Below are 24,455 nucleotides of genomic sequence, written 5' to 3'. Positions count from 1 at the left end.
CAAAGCTTAAAAAAACACTATAAATTAAATCCTCTAACTTTTTTGTATTCTAAAATAGCTTGACTATCCGTCATTAAAGAAACGTAATGACAAACATTTAATAGCCTGTGATACAGGCTATCATTATTAAAATCTAAGACTTTTGGCAAACCTTTTAAAATTAAAGCATCATAATTAGAACTAAGTACTAAATAATTATTGTTTACAGCTTTAGAGTAAGTATGCAAAAGCGTATTTAAGACTTGATAACCAGAAATTTCTTTATCAACAACTTCTTTAGATTGATAAACTTTCTGAACACTAACTTTGATTATATCGTTGATTTGTGCTTCGTATTTACTTTTATCTAACAGACCTATATTAAATTCTCCTTTTAATATAGCTTCTTCATTATCCATAAATATACTAACAGCTTCATTTATTAAAGTATTAATAGCTAAAGCTCTTAAATAACTAATTCTATCCTTGGTATTAGTTAATTGATGATATTTGTTAGTATTAATAGTATCTCTAACCAGATTAATCAAATACTCTAAAGCGTATTCTTCTTCTATTAACCCTAAATTAATTCCGTCTTCAAAATCAATTATTGTATAACATATATCATCTGCAGCTTCAACTAAAAAAGCTAATGGATGTCTAGAATAGCTTACTGAATTACCATCACCTCTACTAGACATACCTAGTTCATTTGCTACATCAATAAATGCTTCTTTTTCAGATTGAAAAAAACCATATTTTTTATCAGCAATATGCTTTGTTGGTTTTTTAGGTAAGGATTCTTTTGGATATTTTGTAAAAGCACCTAAAGTTGCATAACTTAGACGCAAACCACCTTCGCGACCAGCCCTACTTTGTGTAACAATTTTAAAACCATTGGCGTTACCTTCAAAATCACATAAATCTTGATACTCTTTTTTAGATAAATCTTCTTTATACTTTTGTCCTTCTCCAGATATAAAATACTCACCAATAGCTTTCTCTCCAGAATGCCCAAATGGAGGATTCCCAATATCATGTGCTAAAGCTGCTGCTGCTACAATAGCACCAAAGTCATTAGGTTGATAACCATGAACAGTTTGTAAATGTGGGTATTTAGCTAATATTTTTTGACCCACACTACGTCCTAAAGATCGTCCAACAACACTAACCTCTAAACTATGCGTCAATCGTGTATGTACAAAGTCTGTCTTAGACAAGGGTATTACCTGTGTTTTATCTTGAAGACTTCTAAACTCTGAAGAAAAGATTATACGATCATAATCTACCTCAAAACCTAAACGTGTTTCGTCTTGTTCTTTTCTTAATCTTTTATTAGTATCTCCAAAACGCTTCAAGGATAGCAGCTGTTCCCAATTCATATCATTTATTTTATATGGCAAGATAAGTAAATGCAATAAATTCTTGCACATATTTTAATGTTAACTAAATGTTTTCAAAACCTAAAAAATACAAATACCTCATAACATTAATCTAACCTTTTAGTGATTAACAGTTAATTTCTAGTTAACATAGACTTTACAGTTTAGAAGTTTCTTTGTGAAAATATTTAAAACAAAAAAACACAACTAAATTTTATAAAATGAAAAAAGTATTATTACTATCGATTGTCTCATTATCTATGGCACTTACATCTTGTATTCAGGATGATGACACTCCTATTGTTATTGAAGAAACAACTATAATAAATAACAATAACTCTTCTACTGAAGACACTTCTTGCATAGTAAAATCTGGTGGTATAGCAATTGACGAAACTTGGACCGCAGACAACTGTTATATTATAGACAGAAAAGTAGTTGTACAAGAAGGTGTAACTTTAACAATTGAGCCTGGAACTATCATCAAAGGTCGTGCTGGACAACAATCTTTATCTTCTGCATTAATCATTGCTAGAGGAGGTAAAATCATGGCTGAAGGAACAGCTGCCCAACCAATTATCTTTACTGCTGAAGCAGACAATATCGAAATTGGAGCTACTACAGGTACTAACTTAAACGAAACTAACGTTGGTCTTTGGGGAGGAATTATTATCTTAGGAAGAGCTACTTCTTCTTTACCTGGTGATGTTACTGAAGCTCAAATTGAAGGAATTCCTGCTAGTGATACTTTTGGATTATATGGTCCTGGTGATGAACCAGCTGTTGATGATGAAAATTCAGGAGTTTTAAAATATGTTTCTATTCGTCATGGTGGAGCTTTATTAGGAGAAGGTAATGAAATTAACGGATTAACACTTGGTGGTGTTGGATCTGGAACAACTATTGACAACATTGAAGTTGTTGCTAATAAAGATGATGGTATCGAATTTTTTGGAGGTACAGTTAACGCTTCTAATTTATTGGTTTGGGCTCAAGGTGATGATGCATTAGATGTTGACCAAGCTTGGTCAGGTACAATTACAAACGCTGTTGTAGTATTAGGAGACGATTCTGATCACGCTTTAGAAATTGATGGACCAGAAGGATCAATAAACGGGTCTTGTATATTAAACGACTTAACTTTAATTGGAAATGGTGATATTGGATCAGAATATGCTGATTACAGAAGTAATGCTCAAGTTTCAACTAACAATGTTTACGCTTATGGATTTGACCCTTCTTCTGATGTAGAATTAGATAATGATGGTGTTGCAACAAACTACAACAACGGTTTAGTTAGCTTTAGTAACTGGGAAGTTGTTTTACCAACTGGTATCACTGCTGTTGAAGACATCTTTGTAAACAAAGCAACGACTGTTACAGTTACAGGTTTTGGATCTGAAGCAACTGCTGTTACACAAGGAAGCCAAACTACAGGAGCTAACACTGCTAACCTAAGCTGGACATACTCTAATGTTGCTGGTGGTTTAGGATTCTAAAAACATTAAATATTAAATGCTCACATCCTTTTGAAATATACTGGAGTGAGCATTATTTTTTATCTCTCATTCATTCTTAATTAAAATGAAAAAACTTAAACACATATTACCTTTTATTCTTTTTCTTGTAACCTTTTCTGTTTTTTCACAATCAGGATATGTTACAGGTAAAGTAATAGATGGTGACATAAACGACGTATTAGCCTTTGCTAATGTTGTCGTTAAAAACACAACAAAAGGGACAACTACAGACTTTGATGGTAGATATAGTTTAGAACTAGAAGAAGGTACTTATACCATTGAGTATTCTTTTTTAGGTTATGAAACTAAAGAAATCACTGATGTTGTTATTTCTGCCAATAAAGAAGTAATTGTTGACGTAACAATAAATCCTGCTAACAGCCTTGATGAAGTAGTTATAACAACTTCAACTAAAAGAAATACAGAAAGTGCGTTATTAAGCATACAGAAAAAATCTGTTGTAATGCTAGATGGACTATCTGCACAATCTATTAAAAAAACAGGTGCTGGTGATATTGCAGCTGCAGTTAAAAGTGTTCCAGGAGTTTCTGTTCAAGGTGGTAAATACGTTTATGTTAGAGGTCTTGGAGACCGTTACACAAAATCTATTTTAAATGGTGTTGATATTCCTGGTTTAGATCCAGATCGTAACACAATACCAATGGATATATTTCCTACAAACATCATTGATAATGTAATTGTATTAAAATCTGCTTCTGCAGAATATCCTGCAGATTTCACAGGAGGTATTGTAAATATTGTAACTAAAGATTTTCCTACTAAAGCAGAATATTCATTATCTGTTGGTACAGCATACAATCCTGACATGCACTTTAAAGACAACTTCCTATCTTATAGCGGAAGTAATACAGACTTTTTAGGATATGACAATGGTAAACGCAACAGAAAAATTAACAGGTACCAAAACATACCTGGAACTTTTGAAAACAAAATACTACTTACATCTTTAACTAAAAGATTTGATTCACAACTTGGTGCAGACGTTACAACTAGCAATCCAAATTATAACTTTGGATTTACTCTAGGTAATCAATATGATGTTGGTAACGATAACAGATTAGGTTATCAAGCTTCTTTCTCTTATAAAAGTAACACTACTCTTTATGAAGACAGAGTAGATGGAACTTATATAAAAAACCGTTTTGACTCTTCAGTAACAGACTTAGGTATTAACAGAGTTGTAACTGGTACATCTGGTCATGAAGAGGTACTTGTAAATGGACTATTAGGTTTAACTTATAAAACAAATCGTTCTAAATATAAATTAACCGGTTTACATATTCAAAATGGAGAATCTACAGGTGGACGTTATAACTTAGTTATAAGTGAAGATAATGCTGGAGGTGCTTTACTAGATGCTACAGGAGACGAGATTTTATATACACAAAGATCTATTACAAATTTTGCTCTAGAAGGAGATCACTCGTTAAATGGTGATTCTGATTTAAAGTTTGACTGGGTTTTATCTCCATCTTTTTCAACTGTACAAGACAAAGACCACAGAACAACCACTTTAAGAATTGTTGACATAGGAAATGATATTCAGTATCAAATTGACCCAAGTTCTGTTGGTAACCCAACGCGTATCTGGAGAAATTTATCTGAAGAAAGTTGGGTGTTAAAAGGAAACATCACTAAAAATTATAAGCTATTTGACAGAGCTGCTAAATTAAAATTTGGAGCTGCATACACTTATAAATATCGTGATTTTAATTCTGATCAATATATTTTTGAAACAACATCTTCTGTTGTAGAAAACGGAGACGTTAATACCATTTTAGCTGATGAAAATATCTGGACACCAACCACTGGTGAAGGGACATATTTAGATTCAAATAACATTTTTCAACCTGCTAACTCATATGAAGGAGAATCTAACGTTGCTGCAATGTACATCTCTAACGAGTTTAATGTAAGTGAAAAATTAAAAGCTATCTTAGGTCTTAGAACAGAACAATACTATTTATTTTACACAGGTGAAATTGATGGCGAGTCTGTTACCGGAGAAAAAACTATAGATGAGTTTGATTTATTTCCTTCGGCAAACTTAATATTTGCTTTAAATGATGACTCTAACTTAAGAGCCTCTTATTCTAGAACAACTGCAAGACCTTCATTTAAGGAAGCTTCGACTGCACAAATTTTTGATCCAATTACAAACAGATTCTTTATTGGAGGTTTAGACAACAAAACTTTTGACCCAATCAGACCTACATATGTAAATAACTTTGATGTACGTTATGAGTTGTTTAGAGAAAAAGGTCAAATGATTGCTTTTAGTGGATTTTACAAAACTTTTACGGATCCAATCGAGTTAACATTTTTCCCTTCTGCTCCAAGACAAATGACTGCTGCTAACTTTGGTGATGCACAAGTACTTGGTGCTGAGGTAGAGTTTAGACAAAATTTAGGATTTATATCTGAAGACTTTAGTAACTTCAACTTTAATTTTAATGCCTCTGTAATAGAGTCTAGATTAGAAATGACTGACCAAGAATACAACAGAAGAGTCACTAATGCTAGAGATGGAGAAACTATTGAGGACACTCGTGATTTACAAGGTCAGTCTCCATATTTAATTAACGCTGGATTAGATTATAATAATTCTGAAATAGGTTTTAGAGCTGGTTTATTCTTTAATGTACAAGGAGAAACTTTAGAAGTAGTTGGAACAGGAGATGTACCAGATGTTTACACATCACCTTTTAACAGTTTCAATTTTACTTTAAACAAAACTTTTGGCGAAAACAAAAACTCTGCAATTGACTTTAAGGTTAAAAACATCTTAGGTGATAAAAGAGAAAGTGTTTACCAATCTTTTGGAACTGAAGATCAATTATTTTCTTCTAGAAATCCAGGAACTGAAATCTCTTTAGGTTACAGCTACAAATTCTAGATATAGATTTAATTATCATTAATAAAAAAGAGCTTTTACATTAAATATAAAAGCTCTTTTTTTGTGTTTTATACTTTTGTATAATTTAATCTCTTGTAGCAATCGTTGACTTGTTATTCCAAGTATTAACCGTTACAATAGCGTTATTAGAATAATCTACTTCGCTTAAGTTATTGTCTGACCAGAAAAACCACTTTCCAACCTTTACGCCTTTGTTGTACTTACCAACAGCTAATTTCTTTCCTACAATATCATACTTAGTCCAAACACCTTGTAATTTGTTGTTTTTAGTAAAAAATCCTGTCTGTGCAACTTGACCATTGTCATGAAAAAAAGTAGCTTCAAGTAAATTTCCTTTTTTCTCTATAATTGGATTGTTAGTGTCCTGTGCTGATACAAAAGCTGTAAATAATAAAGCTAATGCTAAAAATATCTTTTTCATATTCGTTTGGGTATTAATGATTACATAACAAAGATAACATTTATTTTACAATATACAAACAATTACGTAACATTAAATTAACATTAGAAATACAAGTATCTGGTTTTTAGATGTTTAATTTAAAACCTTCAAACCATTTATAGTAACATTATAATGCTATTAAGTATATAAATAGGAATTTAATAAGAAATATTAGGATTTTTTATGATTAGAACATAACATTAAATTAACATTGCGTTCGATTTAAAACAAGAAATTTGTGCTCGAATATTACATTTTTTTCAATGGAAAACATTTATCTATTTATGATTATTGCGTTAGCTATTTTAGCTATTGCAGATTTAGTTGTTGGTGTTAGCAATGATGCGGTAAACTTTTTAAACTCCGCTATTGGATCCAAAGCTATTTCGTTTAAAACCATAATGTTAGTTGCTAGTATTGGTGTGGCGCTTGGAGCAATATTTTCTAGCGGATTAATGGAAGTTGCTAGAAAAGGGATTTTTAATCCTGAACAATTTATGTTCAGTGAGATTATGATAATTTTTATGGCAGTTATGATAACTGACATATTATTATTAGACTTTTTTAATACGGTTGGAATGCCAACATCAACTACTGTTTCAATAGTTTTTGAATTACTTGGTGCTGCGGTAGCTGTTTCGTTATTAAAAATATGGAGCGAAGGCGGTTCTTCTTCAGAAGTTATCCAATACATAAATACGTCTACAGCAACAGATATTGTTGTTGGTATCCTACTCTCGGTCGCTATAGCCTTTTCAATTGGAGCAATAGTACAATGGTTTACAAGAGTATTAATGTCTTACGACTTTCAAGATAAAGCTAATTGGGTTGGTGCTCTTTTTGGTGGTATTGCATTGACATCTATAACATATTTCATTTTTATAAAAGGAATAAAAGGAACACCATATGCAAATCAACAATTTGATTTTACTGACGGTTTAAAGATTAAAGACTATCTAGAAGCTCATGTTTTTAAAATTGTTAGCATTAGTTTAATACTCTGGACAGCTGTTTCATTTTTAATTATGACTGCTTTAAAAACTAATATTTACAAAATAATCATTTTAGTAGGTACGTTTGCATTAGCATTAGCTTTTGCTGGTAATGACCTGGTTAATTTTGTTGGAGTACCAATTGCTGCTTGGCAAGCATTTCAAGAATACGCTGCGCAAGGTATTCCTGCCAACCAATTATCTATGGCATTTTTATCAAAAGCAGTAGAGACACCTACCTTACTATTATTTATAGCAGGTATGATTATGGTTGTTACTTTATGGTTTTCTAGTAAAGCAAAGGACGTTGTAAAGACCTCATTAGATTTATCTAGTCAAAGTGACACCAAAGAACGTTTTGAACCTAACTTTTTATCTCGTGGATTTGTACGTCTAGCTGTAGCAGCATCAGAAATGAGTAGCTACATTATACCTGAAAAATGGCAGAAAAAAATTGACAAACAGTTTGAACAACCAGCTGAAACCATAGTATATAAAGAAGATGAAAAACCTGCTTTTGATTTAGTCAGAGCTGCTGTTAACCTAATGGTTGCTGCTGTATTAATATCAATAGCAACATCAATGGGACTACCATTATCTACCACATATGTAACTTTTATGGTTGCAATGGGTACTTCTTTAGCCGATAGAGCTTGGGGAGCAGAAAGCGCAGTGTATCGTGTTGCTGGAGTTATAAATGTTATAGGAGGATGGTTTTTTACTGCTTTAATAGCTTTTGTTGCTGCTGGACTTATTGCTTACTTATTAAGTCTAAACGTTAGGTTAATGACACCAATATTACTACTTGTTGCCTTTGGTTTGTTAATTAGAAATTACGTATCACACAACAAGAAAAACAAAAAAAATAAAGAAGAAGATAGTTTAATAAAGGCAGAAAGCAGTTCTGTACAAGGTGTAATTCAAGAAAGCGCTCAAAATATTGCTAATGTAATAAGACGTGGTAATAAAGTCTATACAAATGCAATTAATGGATTAGCAAAACAAGATTTAGATTTATTAAAGAAAAACAAAAAACAAATCACCAAATTATCAAGTGAAGTTGATGATTTACGTGATAACATTTTCTACTTTATTAAAAATTTAGACGAGTCTAGTTTAAGTGCTAGTAATTTTTATATAAATATTTTAAGCTATTTACAAGACATGACACAATCTTTAGAATACATTTCTAAAGTCAGTCATAAACATGTACATAACAACCACAAAAAGCTAAAGTTTAGTCAAATTAAAGAATTAAAAGAAATTGACGAGCGTTTTGAGCGTCTGTTTGAAAATACTCATGTCATTTTTGACACAAGATCTTTTGAAGATATTGGCAGACTACTAACTAAAAAGAATGAGATTATAGGACTTGTAACGTCTAAAATACAAAAGCAAGTGGAACGAACTAGAACTGAAGAATCTAGTCCAAAAAACACAACACTTTACTTTAGTCTATTATCCGAAACTAAAGACTTACTTAGTGCTACAATGAATTTATTAGAAGAATATCATAACGCACATGATAGTTCCGTTCCGCCAGCATCAATAATTGACGAGTCAGAATAAATCATATATAGATTACAAAACACTAAAACCATCAGTTTAACTGATGGTTTTTTTATACATTAGTATCAAACACAAGCATTATCATGAAATCATTTTACATACTAGCATTCATTTTAACATCAACATCAATTACAATTGCACAACAAATATCAGGTCCTCAATTGCTTGATAAAGCAATACAATATCATGATCCACAAGGTCATTGGTCTACATTTAATGACACCTTAAATATTACTATGACTATGCCAGAAAGCAACGCTAGAACTAGCCAAATTGTAATAAATATTCCTAAAGAATATTTTTCTGTTACAGCAAAAAAAGATACAGTTACAACGCAATATACCATCATAAAAGACTCCTGTACTATAAGTCTAAACGGAAATAAAAAATTAACAAACAAACAAATAAAAAGTAATAATCTAAGTTGTGATCGTGCGACGCTGTATAAAAACTACTATACGTATTTATATGGTTTACCGATGAAGCTAAAAGACAAAGGCACAATAATAAGTCCTGAAGCAAAAACTGTAAACTTTAAAAGTAAAACCTATTTGCAACTACAGGTAAATTATAATGCTGAAGTCGGTAAAGATGTATGGTATTTTTATTTTAATCCTAAAACATATGCTATAGAAATGTATCAGTTTTATAAAACAGATAATATAGGCCAAGTGGATACAAATACAGGAGAATACATTATACTTAATGATATTAAAACCGTAAACGGAATAAAAATTCCTAAAATCAGAACATGGTATTACAATAAGGATGACAAGTATTTAGCAACAGATAATCTAAATTAATTAACATAAAACATCTAAAAGTACTTTTTCTGCGTAGATACTATAACTAAAAATTTTAAGTATTTATGAAAAAAACATCCATAGCACTAATCGCTTTAGTATTATTAAGCTCATGTGTTTCTAAAAAGAAATACGTTGCATTAGAAGAAAAAAACGGAGAAATTGCTAGTCAACTACAAAAAACTCAAGTTGAGAAAGAAGATTTGGAAGCTAAATTCGCTAAAATTGAAGCCAGAGTTACCGAGTATAATTCTAAAATAAATAATCTAACTGAAGAAGTTGGTGTACTTACAGAAGAAAATCAAACAAAATTTGATGCAGTTGGTAATAAAGCTGTAGTTTCTGAAAAAGCAAAAATAGAAATGCGTAAAACGTTAAGTGACGTTAATCCTGAAGTAATGAAATATTACACTACTTTGGAAGATTCTATGAACTTGGCCTTATCACTTAACTTAAAGCAATTTGTAGACACTACAGATTTAGATGAAAGTGATGATATCGCAATTAATATTGACCAAACGGTTGTTATGATTTCTATCTCTGATAAAATGTTATTTAACAGCGGAAGCTACAGAATAAGTAATAAAGCAGATAAGATTTTAAAAAAATTAGCGGACGTTATTAATTCTGAACCAAGTATTGATGTAATGATTGAAGGTCACACAGACTCAAGAACAATCAGTACAGACAAGATTGCAGATAATTGGGACCTGAGTGTACTTCGTGCAACATCTGTGGTTAGAAAGCTTCAAAAAGACTTTGGCGTAGCTCCAGAAAAATTAATTGCATCTGGTAGAAGTAGCTATCAACCATTAACAGAAAATGATTCTAAAGATGGACGCTCTAGAAATAGACGTACACGTATTGTTATCTTACCTAACATCGATAAGTTTTTTGCTTTAATGGCATCTAAATAAAACCCATTTATAACACTATTAAGAGCATCCAGAAATGGATGCTTTTTTTTGTCTTAAAACGAATAAAAACTATAATAATCCAACATAAGAATTATAAAATTATGTAGAAAATGAATTATAATACCTAACCAAAGCGTATTGTATTTATATCTTAAATAACCCAACAGTAAACCAAAAGGAAAAATCCACAAAAAAGAAAATATTGAAAAATGAATCAATGCAAACAGAAAAGCTGTTGCTATTATTGTCAGTTTTTGATTGGTAACTTTTAACAACTGATTAAACAAAACACCTCTAAAAGCTAACTCCTCTATAATTGGCGGTAAAATAGCAATAAACAATATGGACCAAAATAATGGATAATCAAGGTATTGGTAAGATTCGTAATAATTTGCTGCTTCAACATCTGAAAACAAATAATTAGCATATTCTATAAAAAAATAAACAAAAAAGCTAGTAATTATTGGCGTAAGCACAGCAAAGCCAATAAGCTTAAGGTTTAATTGTTTAATATTATAGAGACGTAGTACTGGTTTAAAATTTAATGAAGCAAAACCTAACACGATACAAGCAAAACCGGTTTCTACTATTAAATCGGCTTCTAAATTAAAAGGAAAATTAAGATCGATAAAATATACTATTACCATAAACACTAGCATAGCAATGTAAAAACTAATAATAATATTTACATTTTTTATTTTAGTATTGGTTACTGTTTTTACAACAGACTGCCCACATTGCGAGCAAAACTTGACTTTTTGCTCTAATAAATTATTACAGTGCTTACAGTTTATATCCATTAGGCTAATTTATTAACAGAAGATGCCGAGTGAATTCCTTTACCTAAATAAGCTATTATTACAATTTTCCAAATAATACCAGACACTAAAGTCTTTGGCTCTGCAATAGCTGTAATTACAATAATGGTAAGATACAATAATAGACCTAAAAGTAATGCTATTAAAGGCTTTTGCTTAGACCAAGTCCCTAAAACAATATAAATAACACCTACAATAATATTAATAATTAAAGCGGTAACATCTTTACTACTTAAAAATATAAAGAAACCAAAAACCATTATAATTCCGGCTATCACATAAAGTGTTGTTCTAGCAGACTTAATCTTTTTTTCGGCGTCCTTAGATTTTCTTTTATCCATGACACGCTTTGCATAAAATTTAGCAACATCTTCTTCTGTTCCTTTTAAAGGGTAACCACATTCATGACAAAAAAGGGAGGCTTCATCATGAGGTGTGTCGCAATGTTTACACTCTAATGCATTGGTTATAATTTTTGGTGCTTCTTCCATTATTGATTAGTTAAGGAGTAGTAATATACTATAATATTATAGTTTTTAAATAAAAAAAGCATCCATTTCTGGATGCCTTTTAAGATTATAACACTATAATTTGACAAGCCCTAGCAACCTTGTCATTATTTCTGGTGAAAGTTAACTAATTATATACTAACCTTCACAACTTGCGCATTCCTTTTTCTGTTTAAATTTTTGAGCTGCATTCATACTGTGTTGGTAGTACAATGACTTAACTCCTAATTTCCATGCTGTAACATATATATTATTAATCTCTTTTACAGGCATATCTGGATGCACCATAATATTTAAAGACTGACCTTGGTCTATATGATTTTGTCTATTTGCTGCTTGATAAATGATTGTCATTTGATCAATTTCAGAATAAGTTTTAAACACTTCTTTTTCGTGCTCTGTCAAACCATCTAAATGCTGTACAGATCCATCAAAATCACGTATGCTTTTCCAAGTCTCTACGTTATTCATGCCTTTTTCTTCTAACAATTCTACTAAAAACGGGTTTTTAATAGTTGTCTTTATTTTAGCAATGTCTTTTACATAACTATTAGACCAAATTGGCTCAATACCTTGTGACACTTGCCCTAAAATAAACGCAGATGATGTTGTTGGTGCTACAGCATTTAGTGTAGTATTACGTCTACCGTATCCTTTTAACACTTCTGGCTCACCAAATAACTTAGCTAATTCTTCTGATGCTTTTTTAGACTTTTCACCAATGGTTTTAAAAATCTCACTATTTAAATTGAAAGCTTCTTGACTATCAAAAGACATCATTTTTGATTGTAATAAACTATGCCATCCTAAAGCACCTAGACCTAAAGCTCTGTTTTCTTTAGCAAAGTTGTATGCTTTTTCCATAAACATAAACGTCTGTCTATCGTCTCTACTAGGCGAATCTCTATAATCTTCTAACTTAGTAATAAACTCTTCTAAAACAGCGTCTAAAAAGTATACCATTGTCTCTACTGCATCAGTATCTTTCCACTTATCATAATGCAATAAGTTTATTGATGATAATACACATACAAAAGACCATCTGTCGTTTGTTGGCAACATGATTTCTGAACACAAGTTACTGGCATAGATTTCATGATTTTTATCTTGATACACATCTGGTGAAGTGTTATTAGCATTATCTTTAAAGAAAATATAAGGATATCCTATCTCTCCTCTACGCTGTAATACTTTTGCCCAAATGGCTCTTTTATCTGTATCTCCATCAATCATTTCTTGCATCCATTGGTTACCAACAGTAACACCATGCGTTAATTCTTGTATTGGATTACCTTCAGTTCCTATTTCTAAAAACTCATGTATATCTTCATGCTCTATTGGTAAATAAGGCGAAAAACGTCCTCTTCTAACCGATCCTTGACTTACAACATCAACCATTTTTTCAAATAATTGCATGATGTGTACAGCACCAGAAGACTCTCCGTTATTTTTAACAGGAGCACCACGATGACGTAACTTACCAAAGTAACCAGAAGTACCACCTCCTAATTTTGACATCATTCCCACTTCAGATTGTGTATATAGGATGTCTCCCATATCATCATCAATATGAGAACCAAAGCAACTAATTGGCAGTCCTCTTCTCTTACCAAAGTTTGACCACACTGGAGAGGCTAAAGAGTAGTACCCTTCTGCCATATAACCGTAAAACTTATCTGCAAATCCATCAATTTTTAAGATAGATTCTGCTCTTTCAGCAATTTCTCTAATTCTTTGTTCTGGAGACGTTCCTTCTGTTAAGTAACCTGACGCTAAAAATTTGCGACTATTTTCTGTTAACCATTTTATTTCTGGTTCATCTTTATGAGCTTCTTTTCTGGCTTCTTTTCTAGCGTTAATTAATTGATCATAATTTGAAGCTGTAGCTTCTTGGCTTACATTAGCCTCAGTGTTTTGTTTTGTTTGATTACTCATATTAAAATAAATCGTCGCTAGTTATACTTTTTGTTCTTTTACTGTAGTTTATTGAACGCTTAACAAAGAAATCTCCGTGTTTTGTTCCAATTATTTCGTCATCAAACCATTCGGTTTGTGCAATTAATGCTTCATTAACTTCAAATACTTTTCCAATACCAATACTTTCTAAAGAATTATTGAAACGGTTTTTAATAAACTCGTTAATCACATCTTTTGGTAAGAAATCTAATTCTCCTGCTTCAAAAATCCAGTCAATAATATCGCTTTCAGAAGCAAAAGCTTCTTTACATAGATCTTGTACTTGTTTTGCATGCGCATCATCAAACCATGTAGGGTTTTCTTCTTTAATAATTTTGATAATATCAATACCAAAATCTCCGTGTATTTGTTCTTCTTTAGAAGTCGCCTCAACTACATTAGATACTCCTTTAAGCATATTTTTATGCTTATTAAAAGCCATAATTATTAAAAACTGAGAAAATAAAGACACATGCTCAATAAACAATGAGAATAATAAAACAGATTCTGCATACTCTTTATTGTCTTCGCTTTTAGAATTTTTTAATGCTGTTTCCAAATAATGCACACGACGCATTATTACTGGTTTTTTCTTAATGTTTTTAAACTCATTATTAAGTCCTAAAATTTCTAATAAATGAGAGTAAGCATCTTGGTGACGCACTTCACTCTCTGCAAAGGTTGCTCCTACAGATCCAATTTCTGGTTTTGGCATTTTGTTATAAATTTCTCCCCAAAAATTCTTTACTGCAACTTCAATTTGCGATATAGCTAACATTGTGTTTTTTATCGCATTTTGCTCTACAACTGTTAACCTGGTTTTAAAATCCTGAATATCACTAGTAAAGTTAAATTCAGAATGAATCCAATAAGAGTGTCTAATAGCATCTACATAGTCATTAAGTGCTGGATACTCATAAGGTTTTAAGTTAATACGCTTTTCAAAGATGTTTGTTTTTCTATTTCTGGTTTGCTCATCTCTGTATAATATGTATGCTTTTGCTACATCATGAAATTGGCTTCCCATTAATTTTTCTTCCACAAGATCTTGTACTTGCTCAACGGTAGGTACGTATCTATAATCTTTTTCTTTTCTGTCTAATAAAGCTTGTAATACATTTCCAGAAATAGTATTTGCATCTGCTTTTGATCCATTTCCAACAGAAAGCATTGCTTTTTCAATAGCGTTAGAAATTTTATTTAAAACAAAGGGACTTGTTTCATAATCTCGTTTAATAATCTGAGTAATCTCCATAATCTTTTAGTTAAATAGCTGGTCATTTTTCCGGAATGAAAACTCATTCTAAAAACGACAATAATAAATCTGTAAAAACGTGTTATATTTTCCTTTTGAGGGAATAAAAAAAGGGCGTATTATTAAAAAAAAATGGATTTATCCTTACTTTTTATTTTCAAAAAAATATTGAAAATCTATTTTGTTTTTGCCTTGAGCAAAGATTGACATTTAGCCTCTAAAATGAAAGGGGATTCTGTAAACGTTGTCAACAAGTTTTTAACAAAGCTTGTAATCCCTTTGTTTTAGGGGACTCTGACAAAAAACCGCACAACTAATTGATTTGCAGCGATTTTTTAACTTAAAAAAAGCTAAAAACAAGCTACTAAATTAAGCGTCAGCGCTTTATTTTAAAGTCTTTTTTAAGCATTTTTTTATTTAGAAAAAAAGAAAAAAAATGATAGTATTTAAGCTTACAATTTACTATAAATAATACTCATTTTTTTAATAAACAAGAGCCTTAAAGATAAATTTTAACAAGAAATTTCATTCTTATTTTTTTTAAGCAAAAAAAATGATAAAAGTTTAAAAAACTTTAAATTTTAACGTCAAAAAAAAAGCTTTTTCTGTTAAAAAAAAGCGTTTTAATTTTATCTATTTAGTTAAAAAATTCTACCTAAAATTTCTAAGCGTTATTTCATCGATTATTTTGTCATTTTATCTGCTACTTTTTCTAATTCAGAGTACCAATCTTCACCAAATTTTCTAATTAAAGCTTCTTTTACAAATTTATAAACTGGTACTTGTAATTCTTTTCCTAAAGAACAAGCATCATCACAAATATCCCATTTATCATAATTTACTGCAGAAAATTCAGAGTAATCTTTTGTTCTAATTGGATATAAATGACAGGAAATTGGCTTTTTCCAATCTACATCACCTTGATTATACGCTTCCTCAATACCACAAAGCGCTGTTTTTTTCTTATCAAAAATCACATAGGCACAATCTGCACCATTTATTAAAGGCGTTTCAATATCTCCAAAAGGAGTCACAATAGTGGTGCCTTGAGCTTCAATTGCCTCTATACCTTCTTTACGCAAATAAGGTTTTACTTTAGGATAAATCTCCTTCATAATTTGCGCTTCTTCTTTACTAATTGGTGCACCTGCATCACCATCAATACAACAAGCCCCTTTACAGGCAGACAGATTACACACAAAATCTTTTTCTATTATCTCCTCTGAAACAATGGTTTTACCTAATTGAAACATAAAGTTTTATTTTTTAGCAAATATAAATTATCTTACTAAAGTAAAAAGTTGTTTCGATTAAAACCAAAAAGTAATTTTATATATTATTATTTTTTAGATGAATAAAACTACTTTTACCAAAAATTAAGAACCTTTAATTTATACTAACTATGGCTATCAATTTTAAAGAAATATTTACTGTTTTTATGGTGCTTTTTGCTGTAATAGATATTGTTGGAAACATCCCGATTATTATTGATTTACGTAAAAAAGTAGGTCATATACAAAGTGAGAAAGCAGCAATAATTGCTGGAGTGATATTAATTGCTTTTTTATTTTTAGGAAAAAGCATCTTAAACCTTATAGGTATTAATGTTAGCTCTTTTGCAGTAGCAGGTTCTTTTATACTATTTTTTATTGCTTTAGAAATGATTTTAGGGATCACCTTATATAAAGAAGAGGACACCAACCCAATTACAGCGTCTGTTTTTCCGTTAGCATTCCCTTTAATTGCTGGTCCAGGTAGTTTAACAACCTTATTAGCTTTAAGAGCTGAATATGATATTAAAAACATTATAATTGCTGTTATATTAAATGTTATTGTCATATATATTGTACTAAAAACATCAAGACGTATTGAGCGCTTTATCGGACAAAACGGAATTAGTATTATTAGAAAAGTATTTGGGGTAATATTATTAGCAATAGCAGTTAAGTTGTTTACTGATAATATCAAGATACTGTTAGCCTAATTTTGTATTTTTGCACAAACATTTATTACAATGAAAATCTTTACCTATATCGTTACTGTTTTAGCAATAGCTTTAATTGTTTATAACTCTACTAAGATTGACTTTTCTGCTTTATTTTCAAACGAAAGTATTGTAGCTTTAATCACGATCTTAGCATCATTATGCGCAATAGCATTATTACAGATTTTACGAATTTCTAAAAAAATTGAAGCTAAATCAAGGTTGTAATGGATTTTGACACTTTAATTATTGGTGGTGGAGCTGCAGGATTGTCTTGCGCTTTAGTTTTGGGCTCTGGATTAAGCAAACCTTTTGCTAAAAACAAAACCGTTGGTATTATTACACACCAAAAGACTTCTCACCTACAAAATGCTTTATTTAATAATGTTTTAGGATTAACTCCAGGGACTTTAGGTAAAGATATTTTAGAAGATGGCAAACAACAATTAACCCATTTATATCCTGAAGTTGTACAAATTGATAAAGAAAAAGTTGAAGCTATAGCTGAAGTTGAGCAACATTATCAAGTTACAACAAACAAAAAAGCATATACTGCACAACGTGTAGTTATAGCTGTTGGCTATACAAACTTATTAAACATTACAGGTTTGGAAAACTATATTAAACCGCATCCAAAATCTGCTATTGAAAAAGACCGCATCTGGTTAAAAAACACAGATCATTTAATTAAGGATAACTTATATGTAGCTGGTACGTTAGCCGGTTGGAGAAGTCAGTTTGCTATTGCGTCAGGAAGTGGTGCACATGTCGCAACAGATATTTTAACACTATGGAATAACGGTAAGCATACCAAAGTACACGATAAGACACATAGCTAAATTAATTGCTCTGAACTTGGCTTAACGATATTACTTTATCAATCATAATATCATGCTTATTTAGTATCTTATAATAAGCTCCATATCCATATAATTGCTCAGCAAGTGTTGCTTTTAAATAATGTTTAACTTCGTTTTTATAAGCTACAAATACAATATTAGATCGTGTTTTTAGCTTTAAAAAATCTTCTAAAGACTTTATAACACTATCTGTTACTGTAAAGTTTTCAAAAAACTCTTGTCTAGAAATATCATTAAACTTATTTCTATCTTTTTCTAATTCTTCAAAAACAAAATTATCTAAAAAGCCTCTTCTTTCTAGAAATGTTAAGGTTTCGTTTTGCATTTGCGTATCATAAGGCACAAAAACATCAGGAATAATTCCTCCTCCACCATACACAACTTTACCTTTAGGTGTTGTGAACTTTAATGAGTCTGCTACTTCAATTTTATTTTCATCTAACAATTCACCTCTATTTAATCTATCAGCATAATCATCATAATAATCTCGGTTTCCGTTTTCATAAGAGCGTTGAATAGATCGACCTGTTGGTGTATAATATTTAGAAACCGTTAATCTTACAGCACTACCATCACCCAAATTCATTTCTCTTTGGACTAAACCTTTTCCGTAAGATCGTCTTCCTACTATGGTACCTTTATCATTGTCTTGTAATGCACCTGCAATAATCTCGGAAGCAGAAGCCGAGTTTTCATCAATCATGACATAAACGTGACCTTTTTCAAAATCACCTTTTGTAGTTGCATAACTGCGGTCTTCTTTTCCTTTTTTATTTCTTGTATAAACAATAAGTTTATCATCCTCTAAAAACTCGTCTACAATTGCTACTGCTATTTCTAAAAAACCTCCAGGATTACCCCTTAAATCTAGAGCTAAACTGGTTGCTCCTAGTCGTTTTAATTTATCTAAAGCTGTTTTAAACTCTTGGTAAGTACTTTCGGCAAAACGGTTAACTTTAATATATCCTAAATTATTGGTTAACATATAAGAAGCATCAATACTTTTGATTGGCACAACGTCTCTGGTAACATTAAAAGTCAATAATTCAGGACTTCCTTTTCTAAATACTTTAAGCTTTAATTTAGAATAACGTTCGCCTCTTAATTTATCAACTAAAGTATCATTATTGTAACCTCCACCTAAAAGTGACTCTCCGTTTGCAGATACAATCCTGTCACCTCCTTTGATTCCTACTTTAGCACTTGGACCATTTTCTACAGTTTTTATAACTGTTATAGTATCTTTAAAAGTGTAAAAATTAATACCTATACCAACAAAGTTTCCTTTCATGTTGTCGGCAACTTCTTGCATGTTTTCTTTAGGAATGTAAACCGAATGTGGATCTAGATTATTTAAAATACCATTAACCGTAACATCAACAATACTGTCTGTATTAACGTCTTCCACATATTCATAATCAATATAATCAATAAGTCTATTAAGCTTATCCTTTTTACTGTTAGAAGAAAACAACCTGTCAGACGTATCAGCAAAATCTAATTTTCCACCAATAAAAATGCCAGCTGCAATTGCTGCACCAAGTATAAACGGAAATAAAATTTTGCTTTTTGACATTAATCTTCTAATTCTTCAATTAATTGAATATCGATTCCTGCTTTTTCTAAAAACTTTAAGCCAGAATCATCTTTGTAACCTTGATTATACACCACACGTATTATTCCTGCTTGATGTATTAACTTACTACATTCTTTACAAGGCGACATGGTAATATATAATGTGGCTCCTTTACAAGATTGAGTGGATGAAGCTACTTTTAAAATGGCATTAGCCTCAGCATGTAAAACATACCATTTAGTGTAACCTTCATCATCTTCGCAAAAATTTTCAAATCCACTAGGTGTACCATTATAACCATCAGAAATTATCATTCTGTCTTTAACAATTAATGCACCTACTTGTTTTCGTTTACAATACGATAGTTTTCCCCATTCTGTAGCAATCCTTAAGTAAGCTTTATCGTATTTAAGTTGTTTGTCTTGTGGCATAATTAATTAAATAGAAATAATAAGCATCAATAGATACTTAACAATACTAACGAAGATACTCGCTTCATATTTTAATTACAATTCTTAATCTTAAGATTTATGAAAACTTTAATGAAAACTAGCCTAAAAATGGACTATTTAACAACATTGGTATAACTAAACCAATAACAATTGCAGAAATCACCATAATCCAATCACGTTTAGAAAACCTAAATACAGTTTGAAAAATATAACCTAAAAATAAGATAATAAAAACAATAATAACTTGGGCAATCTCAATACCTAAAGCAAATTCAATTAATCTTAAAAACTTACTATCTCCTTTATCTAAGCTCATTCTAAATTCTCTAGCAAATCCAAAACCATGAACAAGTCCAAAAAACAAAGTAGAAACAAATAAAAGACCAATTTTCTGACTTTTTGCAGTTTTACCTGCTGTAAACACGTTATAAATTGCAACAATCATAATAGTCACAGGAATCAAAAACTCGATTAAATTAGCATCAACTTTTACTTTTCCGTAACTAGCCAACACTAATGATATAGAGTGTCCAACCGTAAACATTGTTACTAACCAAAGCACACGCTGCCAGTCATTAAACAAATACGGAACAGCTAATACTATTAAAAATAAAACATGGTCATAAGCGTTAATATCTAGTACATGGTTCATACCATATTGTACGTTTATCCAAAATTCTTGGAACATAAAAAATCAGTTTTAGGGTTGTTGTAAATATACATAAAAACAAAAATGCTAACCAAAATTGTAAACGAAATACATTACAAAAAAAAGGAATACTCAAAAAACTATTATATATAATGATAGTTTGGTAAATTTGCCACAAATATTATTTCAAAAAACGAAAGTTGTTTGATGCTAAATTACAAGTATTGTTATGAAAAAAACCACATTAAAAGATATAGCTAATCATTTTGACGTTTCAATATCAACTGTATCAAAAGCTTTAAACGACAGTCCCGAAATTAGTAAAACTACTTCTGAAGAAATAAAAGCATATGCTAAACAAATAAACTACACACCAAACTTTAATGCCTTAAGTTTAAAAAACCAACGCACAAAAACCATTGGTGTAATAATACCAAACATGCTTAACTATTATTTTGCGCAAGTTTTAAAAGGTATTGAAAAGACAGCTACAAAAAAAGGGTATAAAATTATTACTTGTATTTCAAACGATTCTCTTCAAAAAGAAATTGAAACTATTGAAATGTTATCCTCTGGAGTTGTTGATGGGTTTATTTTATCTGTAGCAGAAGAAACAGAAGCAAAAAAAGAATACAACCACTTTAAATCAAGTATTGCTAAAGAGATTCCTTTAGTAATGTTTGATCGTGTTGTTGAAGATATTGATTGCGATAAGGTCATCACCAATGATTTTATGGCTTCAGTAAATGCTGTAAATTATTTAAAAAATAAAGGTTGCAAAAAAATCGCTTTTGCAGCAGCCAATATGGATTTAAGTGTTGGTAAACTTAGGTGTGATGGTTATTTAGCTGGTCTAAAAAACAATAATCTAGATAAAGACGATAGCATTATAATTACTACTCATGAAATGTATTATAAAAAACATGAAGCCATCGTAAAGCCATTATTTGATCAATCTTTTGATGCAATTATAGCCTCAAACGAGTCCGTAGCAATTGCAGCTTTAAGAGTAGCCAAAGACAAAGGTATCAAAATACCTGAAGACCTATCTGTAATTGCTTTTTCTAACGGAATTTTAGCAAGACATTCTAACCCAAGATTAAGTACAGTTAGTCAACACGGAGAGATTATAGGTGAAAAATCTGTCACACTATTAATTAACAAGTTAGAAAACAAAATTAAAACAACAACTTCAGAAACTGTAGAAACTGATATTGTAATCAGAGATTCTTCAAAATAAAAAAAGCTCTAAAACATTACTATTTTAAAGCTTAGTACTCAAAGTGGGAATCGAACCCACACTCCCGAAAGAACTGGATTTTGAATCCAGCGCGTCTACCAATTCCGCCATTTGAGCAATTACGCTTGCAAAAGTAAATATATTTTGGATAAATCATCTAAAAATAACATCTAATATCTTTTAAAGCTCAAAAATTATAGTAAATTTGCACCTCATAAAAAATCACGTAGCCTAAAAAGCTACATAACAACATTTTAACAATGCCCAACACAAAGCCTGAAGCTAAAATATTTTCGATTACGCAAAGTAAAGCTTTAGCAGAGAAAATTGCTGCTGCTTATGGATCTGAATTAGGTAAAGTTATTACCTCAACTTATAGTGATGGAGAGTTCCAACCTTCTTATGAAGAATCTATAAGAGGTTCTAGAATTTTTATTATTGGATCTACAAATCCAAGTTCTGAAAATTTAATGGAAATGTTATTAATGATTGATGCAGCAAAACGTGCGTCTGCAAGACACATAACAGCTGTATTACCTTATTTTGGTTGGGCTAGACAAGACAGAAAAGACAAGCCTAGAGTACCAATTGCTGCTAAATTAGTTGCTAAAATGTTAGAAACAGCAGGAGCCACTAGAATTATAACAATGGACTTACACGCTGATCAAATTCAAGGGTTTTTTGAAAAACCTGTTGATCACTTATTTGCTTCAACTATATTTTTACCATACTTAAAAGAGTTAAACCTTGATAATTTAACCATTGCTTCTCCAGATATGGGAGGATCGAAACGTGCATATGCTTACTCTAAAGCATTACAAAGTGATGTTGTTATATGTTATAAGCAACGTGCTAAAGCCAATGTCATTTCGCATATGGAATTAATTGGAGACGTTACAGGCAAAAATGTTGTGCTAGTAGATGACATGGTCGATACTGCAGGAACTTTAACAAAAGCAGCAGATTTAATGATGGAACGTGGTGCTTTAAGCGTAAGAGCAATATGTACACACCCAATTTTATCAGGTAATGCTTATGAGCGTCTAGAAAATTCTAAACTAGAAGAATTAATTGTTACAGATTCAATTCCTTTAAAACAAGAAAGTAAAAAAATAAAAGTATTAAGTTGTGCCGATTTATTTGCTGAAGTTATGCAAAATGTACACTTTAATAAATCAATAAGCTCTAAATTTTTAATGTAACTTAAAGCTTACAATCAAGTATATTAATAAATAAATATAAATAAAAATGAAATCAATTACAATCAACGGATCTAAAAGAGAAAGCGTGGGTAAAAAGGTAACTAAAGCCTTACGTAATGCTGGTCAGGTTCCTTGCGTATTATACGGAGGAGACAACCAAGTGCATTTCTCTGCACCAGAATTAGCTTTCTCTAAACTTGTATACACTCCAAATGCGCATACAGTTGTTATTGAGTTAGAAAGTGGAGAAAAATTTGATGCTATCTTACAAGACATCCAATTTCACCCAGTTACAGACAAAATCTTACACGTAGATTTTTACCAAACATTCCCAGATAAAGAAATCACAATGGATATTCCTCTTAATTTTACAGGAAATTCTCGTGGTGTTAAAAGTGGTGGTGTTTTACGTAAAAACAGACGTAGCTTAAGAGTTAAAGCTATTCCAGGAAACTTACCAGATTTTATCGATGCTGACATTACAGATCTTAAAATTGGAAACAAGCTTTACATTACAGCTTTAGAAACTGAAGGATACAAATTCATGCATCCTGATAACACTGTAGTATGTTTAGTAAGACGTTCTAGAGCTGCTATTACAGTTGACGAAGATGATGAAGATGAAGATGTACCAGCAACAGAAACAGATGATGTAGCTGCTGTTAAGTAATAATCATATTACCATAATTTTATAAAAGCGTCCTGTTAATTCAGGATGCTTTTTTATTTTTACAAAAAACACTTATTATGTTTGAATGGCTTATTAAATTCTTAAAAAACAATAACTCATCAAATACTACTGAAACACAAGATCCCATGAAAAAATTTTTAATTGTTGGCTTAGGTAATATTGGCGAAAAATATGAGAACACACGTCACAACATAGGCTTTAAAATTTTAGATTTTTTAGCTAAAAAGGAAGACATCACCTTTGAAACACAAAAACTAGGAGACGTAGCAACCTTTAGATTTAAAGGTCGAACCTTTATATTACTTAAACCAAGTACATATATGAACCTTAGCGGAAAAGCTACATTATATTGGTTAACTAAAGAAAAGGTTCCTTTAGAAAACCTACTAGTAATTACTGATGATTTAAATTTGCCATTTGGTAGTCTAAGAATAAAAACCAAAGGAAGTGATGGAGGTCATAATGGTTTAAAAGACACACAAGACAAATTAAACACCTCAAAATACAATAGGTTTAGATTTGGAATAAGTGATGCTTTTTCAAAAGGAAGACAAGTTGATTATGTTTTAGGTGAATGGGAAGAAGAAGAGAACAAAAAACTTCCTGAACGATTAGAAAAATCTGCTGAAATAGTCAAATCATTTGGTACAGCAGGTATTAACAATACCATGAATTCATTTAACGGTAAATAAAAAAAGGAAGCTTAATAGCTTCCTTTTTT

The 24,455-nt window shown here is 31.0% G+C and carries 22 protein-coding genes and 1 tRNA gene; 12 read left to right on the top strand and 11 right to left on the bottom strand.

Translation table 11 applies throughout. The features are described from left to right. Positions 1-17: 17 nt before the first annotated feature. Entirely contained in the window at positions 18-1,361 is a 1,344-nt protein-coding gene (gene dgt / locus JAO71_RS12345) for a dGTP triphosphohydrolase (protein ID WP_054852068.1), read from the bottom strand. Positions 1,362-1,582: 221 nt separating this feature from the next. On the opposite strand from dgt, the gene JAO71_RS12340 reads away from it, so the two are divergent. Beyond that, complete coding sequence (locus JAO71_RS12340; RefSeq protein ID WP_203001070.1) at positions 1,583-2,860, top strand: hypothetical protein; 1,278 nt, start codon at positions 1,583-1,585, stop codon at positions 2,858-2,860. A gap of 85 nt (positions 2,861-2,945) precedes the next feature. After that, positions 2,946-5,798, top strand: coding sequence for a TonB-dependent receptor (locus JAO71_RS12335; RefSeq protein WP_203001068.1), 2,853 nt, complete (start codon positions 2,946-2,948; stop codon positions 5,796-5,798). A gap of 85 nt (positions 5,799-5,883) precedes the next feature. Here JAO71_RS12335 and JAO71_RS12330 read toward each other — a convergent pair whose 3' ends face one another. Beyond that, complete coding sequence (locus JAO71_RS12330) at positions 5,884-6,240, bottom strand: toxin-antitoxin system YwqK family antitoxin (protein ID WP_203001066.1); 357 nt, start codon at positions 6,238-6,240, stop codon at positions 5,884-5,886. 284 nt (positions 6,241-6,524) lie between these two features. Between JAO71_RS12330 and JAO71_RS12325 the strand changes: the two genes are divergently transcribed. The 3 genes from JAO71_RS12325 (at position 6,525) to JAO71_RS12315 (ending at position 10,542) form a co-directional block, all read left to right on the top strand. Further along, complete coding sequence (locus JAO71_RS12325; protein ID WP_028607510.1) at positions 6,525-8,822, top strand: inorganic phosphate transporter; 2,298 nt, start codon at positions 6,525-6,527, stop codon at positions 8,820-8,822. A gap of 83 nt (positions 8,823-8,905) precedes the next feature. Continuing rightward, complete coding sequence (locus tag JAO71_RS12320) at positions 8,906-9,625, top strand: DUF6503 family protein (protein ID WP_203001064.1); 720 nt, start codon at positions 8,906-8,908, stop codon at positions 9,623-9,625. 65 nt (positions 9,626-9,690) lie between these two features. Then, positions 9,691-10,542 carry an OmpA/MotB family protein gene (locus JAO71_RS12315; protein ID WP_054852071.1) on the top strand — a complete coding sequence of 284 codons (852 nt, stop codon included), beginning with the start codon at positions 9,691-9,693 and terminating at the stop codon, positions 10,540-10,542. A 53-nt stretch (positions 10,543-10,595) separates the two neighbouring features. Here the strand turns inward: JAO71_RS12315 and JAO71_RS12310 are convergent, their stop codons facing one another. From JAO71_RS12310 to JAO71_RS12290, 5 genes are all read right to left on the bottom strand, one after another. Further along, positions 10,596-11,342, bottom strand: coding sequence for a CPBP family intramembrane glutamic endopeptidase (locus JAO71_RS12310; protein ID WP_203001062.1), 747 nt, complete (start codon positions 11,340-11,342; stop codon positions 10,596-10,598). Beyond that, positions 11,342-11,851 (bottom strand): zinc ribbon domain-containing protein, encoded by a 510-nt coding sequence (locus tag JAO71_RS12305; RefSeq protein ID WP_203001061.1) that lies wholly within the window; start codon positions 11,849-11,851, stop codon positions 11,342-11,344. Before JAO71_RS12305 ends, JAO71_RS12310 begins: the two co-directional genes overlap by 1 nt. Positions 11,852-12,007: 156 nt before the next feature. Further along, entirely contained in the window at positions 12,008-13,804 is a 1,797-nt protein-coding gene (locus JAO71_RS12300) for a ribonucleoside-diphosphate reductase subunit alpha (protein ID WP_203001059.1), read from the bottom strand. A 1-nt stretch (position 13,805) separates the two neighbouring features. After that, positions 13,806-15,080, bottom strand: coding sequence for a ribonucleotide-diphosphate reductase subunit beta (locus JAO71_RS12295; protein WP_028289724.1), 1,275 nt, complete (start codon positions 15,078-15,080; stop codon positions 13,806-13,808). A 683-nt stretch (positions 15,081-15,763) separates the two neighbouring features. Further along, positions 15,764-16,333, bottom strand: coding sequence for a DUF3109 family protein (locus tag JAO71_RS12290; RefSeq protein WP_028289723.1), 570 nt, complete (start codon positions 16,331-16,333; stop codon positions 15,764-15,766). A gap of 149 nt (positions 16,334-16,482) precedes the next feature. Here JAO71_RS12290 and JAO71_RS12285 point away from each other — a divergent pair, with 149 nt between their 5' ends. From JAO71_RS12285 to JAO71_RS12275, 3 genes are read left to right on the top strand one after another with little or no spacing between them, the layout of a single operon-like run. Beyond that, positions 16,483-17,064, top strand: coding sequence for a MarC family protein (locus tag JAO71_RS12285; protein WP_028289722.1), 582 nt, complete (start codon positions 16,483-16,485; stop codon positions 17,062-17,064). A gap of 30 nt (positions 17,065-17,094) precedes the next feature. Next, a complete protein-coding gene (locus JAO71_RS12280; protein WP_028289721.1) occupies positions 17,095-17,292 on the top strand; it encodes a hypothetical protein in 198 nt (65 codons plus the stop codon). Beyond that, on the top strand, positions 17,292-17,903 hold the full coding sequence (locus JAO71_RS12275) for an FAD-dependent oxidoreductase (protein ID WP_116823988.1): 612 nt from the start codon (positions 17,292-17,294) through the stop codon (positions 17,901-17,903). The genes JAO71_RS12280 and JAO71_RS12275 overlap by 1 nt, the downstream gene beginning before the upstream one ends. Before the next feature lies 1 nt (position 17,904). On the opposite strand, the gene JAO71_RS12270 is transcribed toward JAO71_RS12275, so the two are convergent. The 3 genes from JAO71_RS12270 to JAO71_RS12260 all read right to left on the bottom strand — a co-directional run bounded on the left by JAO71_RS12270 (position 17,905) and on the right by JAO71_RS12260 (position 20,640). Then, complete coding sequence (locus tag JAO71_RS12270; protein ID WP_116823987.1) at positions 17,905-19,500, bottom strand: S41 family peptidase; 1,596 nt, start codon at positions 19,498-19,500, stop codon at positions 17,905-17,907. Continuing rightward, positions 19,500-19,931 (bottom strand): deoxycytidylate deaminase, encoded by a 432-nt coding sequence (locus tag JAO71_RS12265; RefSeq protein ID WP_028289718.1) that lies wholly within the window; start codon positions 19,929-19,931, stop codon positions 19,500-19,502. The genes JAO71_RS12270 and JAO71_RS12265 overlap by 1 nt, the downstream gene beginning before the upstream one ends. 118 nt (positions 19,932-20,049) lie before the next feature. Then, entirely contained in the window at positions 20,050-20,640 is a 591-nt protein-coding gene (locus tag JAO71_RS12260; protein WP_203001057.1) for a HupE/UreJ family protein, read from the bottom strand. A 190-nt stretch (positions 20,641-20,830) separates the two neighbouring features. Here JAO71_RS12260 and JAO71_RS12255 point away from each other — a divergent pair, with 190 nt between their 5' ends. After that, a complete protein-coding gene (locus JAO71_RS12255) occupies positions 20,831-21,841 on the top strand; it encodes a LacI family DNA-binding transcriptional regulator (RefSeq protein WP_116823986.1) in 1,011 nt (336 codons plus the stop codon). A 35-nt stretch (positions 21,842-21,876) separates the two neighbouring features. Here JAO71_RS12255 and JAO71_RS12250 read toward each other — a convergent pair. Further along, positions 21,877-21,958, bottom strand: a tRNA-Leu gene (locus JAO71_RS12250). A gap of 143 nt (positions 21,959-22,101) precedes the next feature. On the opposite strand from JAO71_RS12250, the gene JAO71_RS12245 reads away from it, so the two are divergent. The 3 genes from JAO71_RS12245 to pth all read left to right on the top strand — a co-directional run bounded on the left by JAO71_RS12245 (position 22,102) and on the right by pth (position 24,426). Further along, a complete protein-coding gene (locus tag JAO71_RS12245; RefSeq protein ID WP_054852078.1) occupies positions 22,102-23,043 on the top strand; it encodes a ribose-phosphate pyrophosphokinase in 942 nt (313 codons plus the stop codon). Between the two features lie 46 nt (positions 23,044-23,089). Continuing rightward, positions 23,090-23,713 (top strand): 50S ribosomal protein L25/general stress protein Ctc, encoded by a 624-nt coding sequence (locus JAO71_RS12240; protein WP_028289714.1) that lies wholly within the window; start codon positions 23,090-23,092, stop codon positions 23,711-23,713. A gap of 146 nt (positions 23,714-23,859) precedes the next feature. Further along, complete coding sequence (gene pth / locus JAO71_RS12235; RefSeq protein ID WP_236011271.1) at positions 23,860-24,426, top strand: aminoacyl-tRNA hydrolase; 567 nt, start codon at positions 23,860-23,862, stop codon at positions 24,424-24,426. The last annotated feature ends 29 nt before the right edge of the window (positions 24,427-24,455 follow it).

Source organism: Olleya sediminilitoris (genome assembly GCF_016785945.1).
GTDB lineage: Bacteria > Bacteroidota > Bacteroidia > Flavobacteriales > Flavobacteriaceae > Olleya > Olleya sediminilitoris.
Note: the sequence above shows the minus strand (reverse complement) of the source record. Positions and strands in the feature narration are given on the sequence as shown.

What these genes read in the sequence shown, in the direction of transcription:
- dgt (WP_054852068.1), bottom strand. Translation starts at nt 1,361, where the DNA reads ATGAATTGGGAACAGCTGCTATCCTTGAAGCGTTTTGGAGATACTAAT.
- JAO71_RS12340 (WP_203001070.1), top strand. Translation starts at nt 1,583, where the DNA reads ATGAAAAAAGTATTATTACTATCGATTGTCTCATTATCTATGGCACTT.
- JAO71_RS12335 (WP_203001068.1), top strand. Translation starts at nt 2,946, where the DNA reads ATGAAAAAACTTAAACACATATTACCTTTTATTCTTTTTCTTGTAACC.
- JAO71_RS12330 (WP_203001066.1), bottom strand. Translation starts at nt 6,240, where the DNA reads ATGAAAAAGATATTTTTAGCATTAGCTTTATTATTTACAGCTTTTGTA.
- JAO71_RS12325 (WP_028607510.1), top strand. Translation starts at nt 6,525, where the DNA reads ATGGAAAACATTTATCTATTTATGATTATTGCGTTAGCTATTTTAGCT.
- JAO71_RS12320 (WP_203001064.1), top strand. Translation starts at nt 8,906, where the DNA reads ATGAAATCATTTTACATACTAGCATTCATTTTAACATCAACATCAATT.
- JAO71_RS12315 (WP_054852071.1), top strand. Translation starts at nt 9,691, where the DNA reads ATGAAAAAAACATCCATAGCACTAATCGCTTTAGTATTATTAAGCTCA.
- JAO71_RS12310 (WP_203001062.1), bottom strand. Translation starts at nt 11,342, where the DNA reads ATGGATATAAACTGTAAGCACTGTAATAATTTATTAGAGCAAAAAGTC.
- JAO71_RS12305 (WP_203001061.1), bottom strand. Translation starts at nt 11,851, where the DNA reads ATGGAAGAAGCACCAAAAATTATAACCAATGCATTAGAGTGTAAACAT.
- JAO71_RS12300 (WP_203001059.1), bottom strand. Translation starts at nt 13,804, where the DNA reads ATGAGTAATCAAACAAAACAAAACACTGAGGCTAATGTAAGCCAAGAA.
- JAO71_RS12295 (WP_028289724.1), bottom strand. Translation starts at nt 15,080, where the DNA reads ATGGAGATTACTCAGATTATTAAACGAGATTATGAAACAAGTCCCTTT.
- JAO71_RS12290 (WP_028289723.1), bottom strand. Translation starts at nt 16,333, where the DNA reads ATGTTTCAATTAGGTAAAACCATTGTTTCAGAGGAGATAATAGAAAAA.
- JAO71_RS12285 (WP_028289722.1), top strand. Translation starts at nt 16,483, where the DNA reads ATGGCTATCAATTTTAAAGAAATATTTACTGTTTTTATGGTGCTTTTT.
- JAO71_RS12280 (WP_028289721.1), top strand. Translation starts at nt 17,095, where the DNA reads ATGAAAATCTTTACCTATATCGTTACTGTTTTAGCAATAGCTTTAATT.
- JAO71_RS12275 (WP_116823988.1), top strand. Translation starts at nt 17,292, where the DNA reads ATGGATTTTGACACTTTAATTATTGGTGGTGGAGCTGCAGGATTGTCT.
- JAO71_RS12270 (WP_116823987.1), bottom strand. Translation starts at nt 19,500, where the DNA reads ATGTCAAAAAGCAAAATTTTATTTCCGTTTATACTTGGTGCAGCAATT.
- JAO71_RS12265 (WP_028289718.1), bottom strand. Translation starts at nt 19,931, where the DNA reads ATGCCACAAGACAAACAACTTAAATACGATAAAGCTTACTTAAGGATT.
- JAO71_RS12260 (WP_203001057.1), bottom strand. Translation starts at nt 20,640, where the DNA reads ATGTTCCAAGAATTTTGGATAAACGTACAATATGGTATGAACCATGTA.
- JAO71_RS12255 (WP_116823986.1), top strand. Translation starts at nt 20,831, where the DNA reads ATGAAAAAAACCACATTAAAAGATATAGCTAATCATTTTGACGTTTCA.
- JAO71_RS12245 (WP_054852078.1), top strand. Translation starts at nt 22,102, where the DNA reads ATGCCCAACACAAAGCCTGAAGCTAAAATATTTTCGATTACGCAAAGT.
- JAO71_RS12240 (WP_028289714.1), top strand. Translation starts at nt 23,090, where the DNA reads ATGAAATCAATTACAATCAACGGATCTAAAAGAGAAAGCGTGGGTAAA.
- pth (WP_236011271.1), top strand. Translation starts at nt 23,860, where the DNA reads ATGAAAAAATTTTTAATTGTTGGCTTAGGTAATATTGGCGAAAAATAT.